Source organism: Pseudomonas sp. H3_E07 (genome assembly GCF_054668895.1).
In genome coordinates this window covers 1,534,410-1,548,624 of the sequence record NZ_CP162795.1, presented here as the reverse complement: position 1 = coordinate 1,548,624, position 14,215 = coordinate 1,534,410, and the positions used below count along the sequence as shown (strand labels likewise).

General features: G+C 63.8%; 6 protein-coding genes and 1 pseudogene. 1 reads left to right on the top strand and 6 read right to left on the bottom strand.

Features of this window, described 5'->3' with window-relative positions; all coding sequences use genetic code 11:
• Positions 1-13 precede the first annotated feature (13 nt).
• From AB4O08_RS07065 to AB4O08_RS07055, 3 genes are all read right to left on the bottom strand, one after another.
• The gene (locus AB4O08_RS07065) at positions 14-5,110 is read right to left on the bottom strand and encodes a dermonecrotic toxin domain-containing protein (RefSeq protein WP_460114773.1); all 5,097 of its coding nucleotides are present in this window, start codon (positions 5,108-5,110) and stop codon (positions 14-16) included.
• 83 nt (positions 5,111-5,193) lie between these two features.
• Positions 5,194-8,295 (bottom strand): transglycosylase domain-containing protein, encoded by a 3,102-nt coding sequence (locus tag AB4O08_RS07060; protein WP_010212813.1) that lies wholly within the window; start codon positions 8,293-8,295, stop codon positions 5,194-5,196.
• Between the two features lie 111 nt (positions 8,296-8,406).
• Positions 8,407-9,036: a hypothetical protein gene (locus AB4O08_RS07055; protein WP_047541302.1), complete on the bottom strand. Its 630-nt coding sequence runs from the start codon at positions 9,034-9,036 to the stop codon at positions 8,407-8,409.
• Positions 9,037-9,516: 480 nt separating this feature from the next.
• Here AB4O08_RS07055 and AB4O08_RS07050 point away from each other — a divergent pair, with 480 nt between their 5' ends.
• Complete coding sequence (locus tag AB4O08_RS07050) at positions 9,517-10,935, top strand: amino acid permease (protein ID WP_010212811.1); 1,419 nt, start codon at positions 9,517-9,519, stop codon at positions 10,933-10,935.
• Between the two features lie 96 nt (positions 10,936-11,031).
• On the opposite strand, the gene AB4O08_RS07045 is transcribed toward AB4O08_RS07050, so the two are convergent.
• From AB4O08_RS07045 to AB4O08_RS07035, 3 genes and pseudogenes are all read right to left on the bottom strand, one after another.
• The gene (locus tag AB4O08_RS07045) at positions 11,032-12,180 is read right to left on the bottom strand and encodes an OpgC family protein (protein ID WP_021492543.1); all 1,149 of its coding nucleotides are present in this window, start codon (positions 12,178-12,180) and stop codon (positions 11,032-11,034) included.
• Between the two features lie 132 nt (positions 12,181-12,312).
• Positions 12,313-12,411 (bottom strand): annotated as a pseudogene (locus AB4O08_RS07040) (cupin domain-containing protein); the annotation flags it as partial.
• A 93-nt stretch (positions 12,412-12,504) separates the two neighbouring features.
• Positions 12,505-14,124: an FMN-binding glutamate synthase family protein gene (locus AB4O08_RS07035; RefSeq protein WP_010212809.1), complete on the bottom strand. Its 1,620-nt coding sequence runs from the start codon at positions 14,122-14,124 to the stop codon at positions 12,505-12,507.
• Positions 14,125-14,215: the final 91 nt, after the last annotated feature.

Genomic DNA, 14,215 nt, shown 5'->3' with positions numbered 1-14,215 from the left:
GCCTGCACTGGCCTCACTGTGTGGGCAGAGGCTCGCGGTTACGGCGCAGGTGCGCCTTTTTCAGCGCCTCGCGTGTCAGGCCGCGCATCCATTCCTTCTCGTTGTAGCCCAGGTCATTGAGCAGGCGGTTGTACAGCGCGTCGCTGATCGGCGTGTCGGCGAACACCACGCTTTCCTGCGTGTGCAGTTCGTCGGCCAGGGCCTTGAGCTGTTCCCTGAGCCGGGCTTTCTGCTGCGGCTCCTGTTCGGCATGCCATTGCGACTGCAGGGTTTGAAGGTCGTCCAGGCGGTAGAACTTCTCGGTGTATTCGGTGAGATTCTGTTGATAAAGGCTGTCGTAGGTTTCCTGCAGGAAGGTCTCCCAGTACGGCTCCAGTAACATCTGGTTGACCAGGCCATCGCCCCGGCCCAACTCCATGACGCTGATGCGCGCCTGTTGGATACGGCTCGCGCTGACGTCGGCGGTGTCGCGGTAGAGCATATGGTCCGACAGCCAGGGCAGGTCCAGCTCGTTGGCCAACGAGGTCTGGTAGGCCAAATGGATGTCCACTTCGTCCACCTCGCCCGCTTCGCCGTTCAGCACTTCTGAGCGCAGGCGCTGGCCTTCGCCGCCGGCCGCTTTGGGTCGCAGACGCCGGGCGACTTCTTCCTGGGCCACCTGATTGAGCTGCTTGAGCCGCGCCGCGCCCTTGGCCAGGGTCACCAGGCGGCCTTCGAGTTCAGGCAAGGTCGTTGAAAAACGCCGCGCTTCGCTGGCCATGACCTCGATCCCCATTTCATTGAAAATTTGCGCGCCGCCATCGCCACACAAGCCGGGGAAGCTCGACAGCTTGAACAGGCGCTCGCGCAGGGCGCTGTCGGCGTGTGCGGCGTTGATCAAGCGCCAGACCTGCTGGGTCAACCCGGCCTGGTTGGCGGCGTGGCGCTGCCGGTCTTGGGGGTTTTCAAAGAACTCGGGGGGCTCCAGGTACTTGATAACCTCGAAAAAGCCTTGGGAGCCGTGCTCGTCTTCGACGGCGTCCCACAGGTGCTCGCGCACCACGCGGGTGCCCGCATCGGCGTCTACCAGCCACGGGTCGCTGTTGCCCTGCGGTTCATAGGTGCGATACGGGTCCAGCCCGGCCTCGGTGCGGTAGCGTTCGTACAGGGCGCGCTGATCGTCGTTCAGCGTGTGGCGGTCCAGCCGCGTGCGCGCCACGGTGCGCGCGGCCGTCGGCTCGGCGGTCAGTGCGGGCAGGGTGGTGATCGGGTTGCCGCTCAGGTTCAGGTCGAACAGCTCGTTCCTGGCGTGCGCGAACAGGCCGATGGGCCATTGGTGGATTTGCGTGTGGTTCAAGTCGAGGCGGCGCAGGTTGGGCATGCGCGTGATATCCGGTGCGGCGGTGAGGGGGTTGTGGTCCAGAATCGCAATGTGCAGGCGCCGCAGATTGCGCAGGCGCGTCACGTCTTCTGGGAACAGCACCATGCGGTTGTTCGACAGGTTCAGGTTGCGCAACTGCCGCAGCGCCGTCAGTTCGACCGGCAAGCTCGTCAGGTGGTTGTGGCTCAGGTCCAGGGAGCGCAGCGCCGGGAAGTGTTTGAGCAAACCGCAATGGGATTGCCCGACGCTGCTCTGGCTCAGATTCAGGAACGTCACATGTTCAAAATTGACGGTCAGCGCGGGCAGCGACTCGGGTAACGGCATGCCGTCCAGATCGACCCGCGCGCCGGATTGGGTCCTGCCCCAATCGTCGGTGTATTCGGCGTAGCGTTCGCCCCAGCACTGTTCCAGCAGGAGGGCCAGGCGTCTGCGGGCGGCCAGTTGTTGCCGTTCCTGGGCGCTCCCTTTGGGGTGATGGGTGGGCGATTGCTTCCAGGTGTGCAGCTGGGTGTTCAGGGTGTGTTTCTGCAAGGTCAGTTCGTTCAGGGTGCTGCTCAATTGGTCGGCGGGGATGTCCTCGATAAAGCGGTTCAGGCGTTGCTCGCTGAGGCTCGGAAACAGGCGTTGCAGGACGTCCCTGGCAAACGCCGTGTGGTTCTCGGCCGGGGCGGGGCGGCAGCGGCTGAGCAGCGGGCCGCCGAGCAATTGCGCGGTTTCCCGCTCCATGACGCGGTGGGTGTCGGGCCCGGCGAGGACCTTGCGTCGCTCGGCCAGGGGTTCAAGGTGGGTCATCAGCCAGTGCTTGAAGTCTTCGCCCTCGCCGGGTTGGTAGCCCAGGGCGGTGCGTGGCTCGCTGGGCAGTGCGAGCAACACGGCTTCATACAGGCTGGCCGGGCGGTGTAACGGTTGGCCGGCATTGTCGTAGACCGAATAGCCCAGGCGGGTGTGAACCAGCACCCGGCGTGTGGCAGCCGTGTCCGAACCGGCCTGGCTGCGCAGGGAGCCCGTGACCGTGGCTTCGCGGATTTCAAGGTGCAGATCGGTGAGCGCATCGGTATTGAACAGCAGGCTCTTGAGCAGCAGGTGTTCAGTCGCCGGGTTGGGCATGGCCGGTGGATAAAAGCCTTCGTAGGCATGCACCGAGTCAGCCGCCAGCTGCAATTCGCTGGCTTGATTGCGCAGGCGCAGGGGCGCATGCCGGTCGTTCGCCAAGGCCTCGCGTTCGTGGGGACGGGCGCGCTCCAGCAGGCGGCGGGCCAGGCTCAGGTCGAGGTCGGGATGGTCCCGGCGCAGGCCGATGATGCCGGGGGCGTCGCTCTGTTCGCGGGCGCGGTAGACCGCCGGGGCGATATCGCGGCTCTGGCTCAGTACGTAGTTGGCCAGCAGATCGCGCAATGCTTGTACCCGCTGCGATTCCGGCACTTCGGCGCCGAGCAGGAGGGTGATCGCCGCTTCATCGAGAAAGCCCAGCACCCGCTCCGGCAAGTGCCCGGACAGCACGTCGCCGAGGCTGATGCGCAAGGTGTCGGCGGGGCCGGCTTGCGCGGCGCCGTAGCGGTGCGAGCTGCCGCTCAGGTCGGGCTTGAGGAACACTTGCAGCGCTTTGTCCTGGGGCCAGCCATCGAGTTCGGTGACCATTTGCTCGAACCAATCCGAGCTGGGGTCGGCGCTCAAGGCTTGCCCCGCACGGATTCTGTCACTGGCGACCTGGATCGATTCGGCCGCTTCGAGGCGTTTGAGGCCGGCATCGAGGAGCGGCGGCAGCGCTTCGTTGTGCTCGTACACACGACGCAACGCGCCGTCTTCGGTGGCGCTGGCGACCCTGAGCTGTTCCAGTTGGGTGTCACTGAACGGTTGCACCCGATGCCCGAGACGCCGCAGCAGCCGCGGGCGCTCCCAGGTGCGCGGGCGTTCGCCCTCGTGGGTCACGGCGCCGTCGCCATTCAATTGCAGGCGCGGCCGGTAGGCGTCCGCGCGTTCGGGGTGGACCACGCGGTGCACGTCGCTGAGCGGGTCGTAATGCACCTCCAGGTGATGGCCGTCCAGCGCCAGCAGGGTTTTGCCTTGGTGTGTGTGCAAGCCCGAGGGCGCGGGAGTCGAGCCTTCGGGGATCAGGTCTTGCTGGGCGAACGCGCTGATATCCGGGTTCCACAAGCGCCGTGAGCCGTCGGCCCGTTGCACCGGCACCAGGCCCTCGACAAACGGCGAGAGCTTGAGCCGCGCCAACTGACCGATGCTGGCGCCCGCCGCGAACAGGGCGAACTGGATCACGCTGTCGGCCACCCCCACCACATGTTCCCAGGCTTCGGTGCGCAGGCCTTCGCTCCAATCGACGATGCCTTCGAACACCTCGTCCATGACCTGGTACGCGCTGTAGACCAGCATCAATTCGCCGAGTACCGGCACGAAGGGCGTGACCACCAGCAACGCCGCGTTGAGGATGTCGGCGAGCATCTGCTCCAGGTTGTCCCACCAGGCCCAGCGGGCACGGCGGTCGACGTCGACGGTGGACAGCGCGATGTTGCGTGCGTCGTTGACGATTTTGTTCAGCTGGGTGCGAAACAGGTAGTCCCACAGCGTATCGGCGGCCGGCGAAGGCGGGCGTTGGCGATAGTCGTCCTGCCAGGCGTGCAGGCTGAAGTGCAGGTTGGGATCGCTGATCGGCGTGTCTTGCCAGCTCGGCCCGCTGTCGGTGGGCTGTTTCTGATGCCATTGGATGTGGCTCAGGCGCGCATTGATCCCGGCGAAAAAGGCCGCGCGTTTGGCATGGGGCACGAACTGGCTGAAGAACACTTGGTAGCGCGCCTTATCCCGCAATTGGCGGGTCAGTTCCTGCATGAACGCCTGGGGCGAAGGGTATTCCTTGAGCGGGTGCGCGGGGTCTTCGGCGACGTAGGCGATCACCCGCGGGCTGGGCGCGGCGATAAACAGCACGATGCCCACCAGGGCGATGTTCATCACGCTGAGGGTGTAGGCCTGGAGCGCGGCGCCGTCGAGCCGCGGGGTCGGCTGGTCGTCCACCAGATTGAGCATCGCGGCATGGGCATCGGGCTTCAGGTCGGCCTTGGCCAGGGCCAGGTGCGCGGCGCTTTTCAGCGCGGCCTTGTGGCGTGCCGTGACTTCGCCGTGCAGGGTGCGGGCGAGTGCCGGGTTCTTGAAACCGAGGGCCTGGCTGAGCTTGAGTTGATACTGCGCGCCGATATCCAGCTGGCGGCAAATGTCTTTGAACTGTTGCGCGGTGAGCCGCGTGCCGCTGCGGCGGTGGGTGATCGAGAGCACGTCGCGTTGCCCGCGCGCATCGGTCGGACCGAGGAAGGCGAAGTCGAGAAAGGTCTGGTCGGCGGCGAAGTTGTACAGCGCCGCATCGAGCAACGAAAAGGTCTTGCTCACCTGGGCGCCGGTCACATTGAGCTTCCACCCACTTGTCTTGGCGTCGACGTAGAGGCGCAGGTAGGTGTTGCGTACATCCAGGTTGCCGTAGTTGCGCAGGGCGTGTTTGAGCAAGGGTTCGGCGAAGGCGTACACGTCGTTCAAGCCGGCGAGGCGTTGGTCCAGGCGGTTTTGTTGTTGCCAATGCTCGGCAATGGCGGCCTTGAGCGGGGCTGGCGCGGTCAGGTGTTTGACGCCTGCGGCTTTCAGTGCGCCGAGGCGTCCCGGCGTGGCGTGGGTGAGCCAGTCTGGCAGGGCGTCGCGGATGTGTGTGTAGTGGGCGCCGTGGAAGGCGCTGTTGGGTTGGGGTAATTCGGGCACGGATCAGGTCCTGTCAAAGGGTGATCCAGGAGTGTGTTCAACGCTGCCGCGCTGGGGTGGCAGATAGGTAGTGCAGCCGCGCGTCAGTGTTTGCCCGCCAGGCACAACGCCGGGTCGCCCGGTTGCAGCAGCGGGTTGAGCAGCGGCGCCATGCCCTTGAGCACCTGCACCGGCAAGGCCGAGGTGAAGGTGAAGTGCTGCGCCGACGCCCCCGGCACAAACGCGGTGAGGGTGCCGAAGTGATGGGCGCCGATGTAGAACACGAAGGTCGCGGTGCGGTTGATCGATTTGGAACTGAGCATGCGCCCGCCGGCCCCCATGGCTTCGATGCGGTTATCGCCGGTACCGGTTTTGCCGCCCATCGCCAGCGCAGTGCCGTCGGCCAGTTTGAAGCTGCCGGCCACGCGCTTGGCGGTGCCGGCGTCGACCACTTGCGACAGCGCGCCGCGCAACGCCGTGGCAACTTCACTGCGCAGCACCCGTTTGCCACGGTTCGGGTCGTTGGCGACGTGGGTTTCGTAGGGCGTGCCGCGGGCGAATTGCAGGCTGTCGATACGCAACACGGGCAGGCGCACGCCGTCGTTGAGGATGATCCCCATCAGTTCCGCGAGAGCGGCGGGGCGGTCGCCGGAGCTACCGATGGCGGTGGCCAGCGACGGCACCAGGTGGTCGAACGGGTAGCCCACGGCCTGCCAGCGCTGGTGGATATCGAGGAACGCTTCGATCTCCAGCATGGTGCGGATCCGGCTGTCGCGCGCACTCTGGTGACGGCTCTTGAACAACCAGCTGTAGACCTCTTGGCGCTCGAATTCACTGGCTTTGACGATCTCGTCGAAGGTCGCTTCGGGGTGGTTGAGCAGGTAGCCCAGCAACCACAGGTCCAGCGGATGCACCTTGGCGATATAGCCCTGGTCCGGCAGGTCGTAGGCGCCGGGGCCGTAGCTCTGGTAGAGCCGTTCGAGGCGCTCGTCGGTGAGCTTATCGGTGGTTTTCAGGTTTTTCAGGTGCGAGCGCACGAAGCCGTTGAAACTTTCCTGGCTGGCCTGGGGCAGCAGGTAGCGGTGGACGGCGGCCAGGCGGATCGCGGTGGGGTGCAGGCTGTCCATGAAAGTGTCGAGCCGGGCCTGGGTGTCTTTGTGGCGGTATTTTTTCCAGAACTTGAGCAGGAACGCGGTGCCTTCATGGTCGGCGAATTTGGCCAGGTATTCCTGGCGGCGCGGGTCGTTGTCGTCCTTGAGCAGGCGCGCACTGTTGTTTTCGCCAGAGTAAGTGGTGTAGCGCACCAGGTCGCGCATCAGGCGAATGAACGGCAGGTTGATCGACTCGCGCAGGGCATCGCGCAAGGTCGGGTTGCGGCCGTTGTCTTCGTTGCGAAAGTTATGGAAGCGATGCAGGCCGCCGCCGGTGAAAAACGCCTCGCCGGGGTTGGCCGAGTAGGTGCGGTCGAGGGCGGCGTCGAGCATCTTCGCCAGGTCGCGGTCGCTGTGCTGGGTCAGGTAATTCAGCGCCCAGCGCGAGAGCACATCCTGCTCGGGCAGTTCGACGTTTTTCAGCTCGGCGGGCGTGCGTGCCTGATAGCGTTCATGCAGCTCGGTGATGATTTGCAGGTAGGTGGTCAGCACCCGCAGTTTGGCGGTGGAGCCCAGTTCCAGCTTGCTGCCTTCGTTGATGTCGAACGGCTGGTCGGTGTTGTCGGTCTGCACCCGCACGCGTGCGCCATCGGGTGTCAGTTCGTAGAGGGTGAAGCTGTAGCGCACCTGCGGCGTGCTTTGTGGCGTCAGCAGGCGCGGGCCGAGCAGGCCCATTTGCGCGGCGAACGTCGGGTCGGCCAGGTGCTTGAGGTAGTCGGTGGCCTGGGTTTGCAGCGCGTAGTGCAAGGTGCTGGTGGCCGACAGGTCGAGGCGGTCGAGGTCATACAGCGAGCGGTCGAGCAGGCTGGCGAGACGGCTGCGGGCGACGTTGATGGCCTTGTTGGTTTCCACTGGCTGGACGGTCGGCTGCTGCTGCCAGTCGCGGTAGGTCACCGAGCTGGCGAGGGCGGCGGCGGACAACGTGGCGGGGATCACCTGGTTCTGCGCGAGCAGGCGCAGATGGCTGTCGGTCAATTGCGCCAGTTCTTCGCGGCCTTTGGTCAGGTAGTGCGAGGGCCGGCGTTGGGCAATCATCAGCGACAGCACCTGGCGCAGGGCCAGGCCACGTCTGGCCAGGCTCGCCGGGTCTTGCGCGCTGTCGCTCAAGGCCTGATTGACCTGGTTGAAGTCGGCGCCGTACCAGACCCGCAGGCCTTCGGCCAAGCCATGCACTTCGCCGTGGCCCGGCACGGCGGACAACGGCACGCTGTTGAGATAGTCGCGCACGATATTCTGCCGACTGACCAGGGTGTCCGGCCCGGCCTGGTAGGCCCGGACGCTGGCGGACAGCATCTGGCGAATTTTCTCGCCGCCGGACACGGTCAAGCCGTCGGGCGAATGGCGATATTTTTCCAGCTGCGTGGCCAGGGTGCTGCCGCCGGCGGTCTGCCCCGGCAATTGCACGAGCTTGGCCACTTGCGACCAGGCGGCCTTGGCAAAGCGCGGCCAGTCCACCGACGGGTTGGCCAGCGGTTGCGTGGGGTCGAGCAGGTCGCGGTCTTCAATGAACAACAGGCTCTGCACCACCAGCGGCGGGATTGCGGCGAAGCGGGTGTAGAGCTGTTGCGGGTAGGTGAAGGTGTACAGCGGCGCGGCGCGGCAATCGGTGATGCTCAGGCCCGCCTGGACTTTTTCTGCGTAGGGCACGAACAGCCCGCGCTCGGCATAGTCCATCAACGCCGGTGAGAAGCGCGTTTGTGCCTGGATCAAGTAATTGCGCTTGAGCAGGCGCGGCAGGAATTCGTTCAGCGCGCTGTAGCCCAGGCGCCGGTCGAACGGGCCGTCGCCGGGATACACGATGGCATCGCTGGCGCCGGGTTCCAGGCGATAACTGAGCGATGCGGCCAACGGGCTCAGGTAGCGGGCCTGCAGGCGCGAGGTGCGCATTTCCACGCTGGCGGCCCAGCCCAGCGCGCATAGGGCGAGCAACAGCACCAACCACACCAGTCGCCACCACGCTGTTCGCGTGCGGGCGCTGTGTGGCAATGGCGGTTGATCCGGGCTGTCAGGTGGCAGCGCAGCCTGCTTCGAATCGGTTTGCCATAAAGCGCCCATAGTCGATTGATCCATTGACGTAGATTGATCGGACTTGGGTGAAGCTTAGTCGTTAGTTGCGAAATGTGTCGGTTCACGGCGGTGGGCGTTTCACTGCGCTGCGTAGCAGGGTCAGCCAGTTGCGGTCGTTGGCGCGGCCCCAACGCTAGGTGCCGTGGTCGTTGAATAACACCGAAATGTCCGCCAGGTGCCAGGCGAATAGTTTGATGTTGAGCTCGCGAAGGTATTCGCTTGCCGGGCAGACGATGGCCGCCCAGGGTCACATATCCACAGGCCCCTCCAGCCCGCTTCGCTGAAGTCCAACGTCGAACCCAATGTCGGGGGCGTTATACCCACCACCACAAACGCGTGAGCCGGTGGGCTGGTGCCCCAAACACGCGAGGCACCGCCGTTGAAACGGATCAATTCGTTCGCCACATGGGCCATCTGGTCGCAATTGCCCGCGCCGGTCTTGAGGATCACTTCGGTGTAGCTGGGCTGCCCGGCCCGGCTGCACTGCCACATCACCTGCGATTCGGCGATGGACAGCCGTTCCAACTCGTCGACCCCCACCCCCGCGACGTTGGACGGGCCGATGCCGGTGGCCTTGACCATTGATCGAGCGCCCGAGTGGCACGCCCAAGCCCGCCAGCTCCACCAGCTGGCGCATGGTCCAGGCCTGCAAGTGTCGCTGATCAATTGGCCATCGGCGGCCAGGCGTTGCGTTCGACCTTGCTGGAGTACGTCGAAGGGGGTTGGCATGGGGAGATCCTTTCGCTGGGATTGCCGTCCTGGCAATCGGAGTGTCCCATGGTGAATGGACGTCCTGGCCGCTGATAGGGCGATGCTTCTCGTCCGACCGTGGCCGGCTTCCGCATTGCCTGCCTGATGGTCTGAAAGCATTGAAGCAGAGCCTTCCGCTGGGTATATACGGCCTAGGTAGGGGCATGACGCTGCACCAAAGCTGTGCAATACTCGGCGCGCATCAAACGGAGAAAAACCCTCCGCTATCCAGGTAATGCCCCTCCATGAAAGCGGCTTTTACCGCGACTTCTCGCTGAATCTTGGCGTTTATTAAGTGAAAAACCCTGGGTTGGGCTTTTTATACTGCACCCCCGCTGATCTGGCCCTGCCAGACGTGTTGGCCCATGAGGCCGGCACGGTGTAAGGGCGTCGTGGCAGACCCGCCGTGGCGCCGAGCACTCGGTGATCAATCCAATAACAAGACGAGGTTGTACCCCTATGCCAGTTGGCAACCACCTGCCCCATGGCGAGACCGCTCAGGGCGGCCCGCTGAAACGTGAACTGGGTGAGCGGCATATTCGCCTGATGGCCCTCGGCGCCTGCATCGGTGTCGGCCTGTTCCTGGGCTCGGCCAAGGCCATTGAAATGGCCGGCCCGGCGATCATGCTGTCCTACATCATTGGCGGCCTGGCGATCCTGGTGATCATGCGCGCCCTCGGCGAGATGGCGGTGCACAACCCCGTCGCCGGCTCCTTCAGCCGTTACGCCCAAGACTATCTCGGCCCGTTGGCGGGCTTTCTCACCGGCTGGAACTACTGGTTCCTGTGGCTGGTGACCTGCGTGGCAGAAATCACCGCCGTGGCCGTGTACATGGGCGTCTGGTTTCCCGACACGCCGCGCTGGATCTGGGCCCTGGCGGCCTTGATCAGCATGGGCAGCATCAACCTGATCGCGGTCAAGGCCTTTGGTGAGTTCGAGTTCTGGTTTGCCTTGATCAAGATCGTCACCATCATTGCGATGGTGATCGGCGGCGTCGGCATCATCGCGTTCGGCTTCGGCAATGACGGCGTGGCGCTGGGTATCTCCAACCTGTGGGCCCACGGCGGCTTTATGCCCAACGGCGTGCAAGGCGTGTTGATGTCCCTGCAAATGGTGATGTTCGCCTACCTGGGTGTGGAGATGATCGGCCTTACCGCCGGTGAAGCGAAGAACCCGCAGAAGACTATTCCGAGTGCCATCGGCTCGGTGTTCTGGCGCATCCTGCTGTTCTACGTGGGGGCGTTGTTCGTGATCCTGTCGATCTACCCGTGGAATGAAATCGGCACCCAGGGCAGCCCGTTTGTGATGACGTTCGAACGGCTTGGCATCAAGACCGCCGCCGGCATCATCAACTTTGTCGTGATCACCGCCGCGCTGTCGTCTTGCAACGGCGGCATTTTCAGCACCGGGCGCATGCTTTACAGCCTGGCGCAGAACGGCCAGGCACCGGCCACGTTCGCCAAGACCTCCAGTAATGGCGTGCCGCGCAAAGCGCTGCTGTTGTCGATCTTCGCGTTGTTGCTGGGGGTGTTGCTCAACTACCTGGTGCCGGAGAAAGTCTTCGTCTGGGTGACGTCCATCGCCACCTTCGGCGCGATCTGGACCTGGCTGATGATCCTGCTGGCGCAGCTCAAGTTCCGTAAGAGCCTGAGCCCGGCGGAACAGGCGGGACTGAAGTACCGCATGTGGCTGTACCCGGTCAGTTCCTACCTGGCGCTGGCGTTCCTGTTGCTGGTCGTGGGCCTGATGGCGTACTTCCCGGACACCCGCATCGCGCTGTATGTCGGCCCGGTATTCCTGGTGCTGCTGACGGTGCTGTTCTACGTGTTCAAGTTGCAACCGACCCAGGTTGCTCAGGGCGAAGCCCGCCCGGTCTAATGGCAAACACTGTGTGGCGAGGGAGCAAGCTCCCTCGCCTCCTTTTGCAAGTGCCCGATTCGGGAAAGCGCCGCACCACCAACGCGGCTGCCTGGGTTAACCAGTGGATGACGGCATGGCTAAGACGCGGCGGTCTTGCAGTGACTTATCCAGCCTCTTGTTGAACTCCAGCCAGGCTGCCAGCAGCCCCATCAGCACCACGCCCACTGTTGCACTGAACAACTGCATGGCCAGCGCATCGCCCGCCAGGGCATTGAGCATGTCCGCCAACGGCGCCAGCAGCACACCGAGGCAGAACACCTCCAGGGAATAGCGGCCCATGCGGCAACTTTGTTGCGCCAGCCAGTGGCGGGTCCAGCCCATGCCAGGCAAAAGCTTGGCGGTGACATAGGCCAGGGCCAGGAAGTGCAACAGGCGCACGGGTGACAGGTCCGTCTTGCTGATGGGATACAACAGGTCGCTGAGCGGCGATGGCATCCACGCGTCATGCACCTCGGGCCAGCGCCAGGAAATCGTGATGATCCCGGCCATGACCGAGTAGACCGCCGCTGCGACGAACAACGGCTGGCGCAGCAGCCCACGCGTCTCGACAGGACGTGGCTGGCGCGCATGAATCGCCGCCGCGCCGCCGAGCACGAACAGCAATTGCCAGGTGACGGGATTGAAATACCACACGCCATCGGCAATCGCCCGCAGGTTCCAGCCCATCCACGGTGCCAGCAGGTACACAGTCAACGAAACGCCCACCACCGCCCAGGTCTTGCGCAGCAGCAGCGGCAGCACCAACGGCAAACCGCTCAACAGCACGATGTACAGCGGTAGCGGGTCCATCAGGTTGGGCTTGAAGCGCAGCAGCAACTCATCGGTGAGCGCCTGTTGCGGGTGGGTGACGAAGTGCGTCAGTCCCATCTCCTCGACAAGGTCGCGGGTTTCCACATGACTGTTGGCGAAGAACACGATGCCCATCAGCATCGCCAGCAGGAAGATATGCACCACGTACAGCACCCAGGCGCGCCGCAGGATCTTCAGCGAGGCAATCCAGTAGCCGTCGCGCTGCAGGATCTTGCCGTAGGCCAGTACGGCGGCGTAGCCGGCGAGGAACACAAACACCTCCGCGGCATCGCTGAAACCGATGTTGCGCAAGGTGATCTGGCCGAGGGGGTTGTGGGGGACGTGATCCCAGAAAATGAAGATCAACGCCAGGCCCCGAAAAAAATCGATGCGTGGGTCGCGTCCGTTCAGCATGGCAGCGGGCTCTTGTACGAAAGGTTTAGTAATGACAGGCGAACGCGGGTGAAGTCGTACGCCGCACGTCGGGCGGGGGCAGGTTGGCGTTATTCGTAAGTAATTGCAAAGGTTGGGTATTACTGGATGTCTCTAGACATCCAGGGTAACCAGAGTGCCTTGGCTGCCTGCATGCACGGCATGGGCGGTGCCGGCTTCCACCAGATACATCTGACCCGCGCCGACCCTGATCCGCGCCGGACCAACCTGGCCCTGGCGCGTGAATCACCTCGTTTCAACGATGCCGTCGGTGGTCCGGTTCAGCAAACAGGGAGTGTTTATTGATCAGGCGGCAGCCGCTTCATGGGGTTCAAAGCTGTCGGCCCGTGCCATCTGCCACATGCGCGAATAGAACTCGCCATTCACCTCACCGGTGAGCAACTCGCCAGGTTTGAGGAACACATGCAATTGCGAAAACAGCTTGATCTCGGTCGCCGACATGCGCCGCACCAGATGCTTGGCCGACAGTTGCGATGGATGATCCAGGCCGGCAGCGGCGAGCATTTCGGCCAAGGCCTTGAGGGTGTTGCGGTGGAAGTTGAACACGCGCTGGGCTTTGTCCGGCACCACCAGGGCGCGTTGGCGCAGCGGATCTTGGGTCGCGACGCCGGTCGGGCATTTGTTGGTGTGGCAGCTCTGGGACTGAATGCAGCCAATGGCAAACATGAAGCCACGCGCCGAGTTGGCCCAGTCCGCGCCGATGGCCAGGACGCTGGCGATATCGAATGCGCTGACGATCTTGCCGCTGGCACCGAGCTTGATCTTGTCGCGCAGGTTCAAGCCCACCAGGGTGTTGTGCACAAACAGCAGGCCTTCACGCAGCGGCACACCGATATGGTCGGTGAACTCCACTGGCGCGGCGCCGGTGCCGCCTTCCTTGCCGTCCACCACGATAAAGTCGGGGAGGATGCCGGTCTCCAGCATGGCCTTGGCGATGCCCATGAATTCCCAGGGGTGGCCGAGGCAGAACTTGAAACCCACCGGTTTGCCACCAGACAGCTCACGCAGTTGGGCGATGAAGTGCATCAGTTCGATCGGGGTGGAAAACGCGCTGTGGCGCGACGGCGAGATACAGTCTTCACCCATCAGGATGCCGCGGGTGTCGGCGATTTCCTGGGTGACCTTGTGCTTGGGCAGGATCCCACCATGGCCGGGTTTGGCGCCCTGGCTCATCTTGATTTCGATCATGCGCACTTGCGGGTTCTGCGCCTGCACGGCGAAGCGTTCCGGATCGAAGCGGCCGTCGCTGGTGCGACAGCCGAAGTAGCCGCTGCCCAACTCCCAGGTCAGGTCGCCGCCGTTCTCCCGGTGGTAGGGGCTGATGCTGCCTTCGCCGGTGTCATGGGCAAAATTGCCCAGTTTGGCGCCTTGGTTCAACGCACGAATGGCGTTGGCGCTCAACGAGCCAAAGCTCATCGCCGAGATATTGAATACCGATGCCGAATACGGCTGCGTGCATTGCGGGCCGCCGACCATCACACGAAACGCGCTGGGGTCGCTGAGCGGCGCCGGGCGCATGGAGTGGCCGATAAATTCGAAGCCCGACTGGTACACGTCGATCAGGGTACCGAAGGGTTTGTCGGCAGTTTCATTTTTGGCGCGGGAATAGACCAGTGAACGCTGGGCCCGGGAGAAGGGCAGGGCGTCGCTGTCGGACTCCAGCAGGTACTGGCGGATTTCCGGGCGGATGGCTTCGACCAGGTAACGGATATTGCCCAGGATTGGATAGTTGCGGCGTACGGCGTGGGGGCTTTGCAGCAGGTCGAACATACCGATCAGGCTCAACACGCCCGTGACCAGGGTGATCGGCCACAGCCATTCGTGTTCGATAAAGGGGAGGCTGGCGAGGGTGAAGATGACGCACACGGCAAAGAAGGCGTAACGGCTTAGCAAAGACAGGCTCATACGGTTTCCTTGAAATCGGACTCTTACAGGTCGGTGCCGCATTCTGCGCCTGTCGGCAAACCCCAGACAACCTTTGCCGGGCGGATACGGT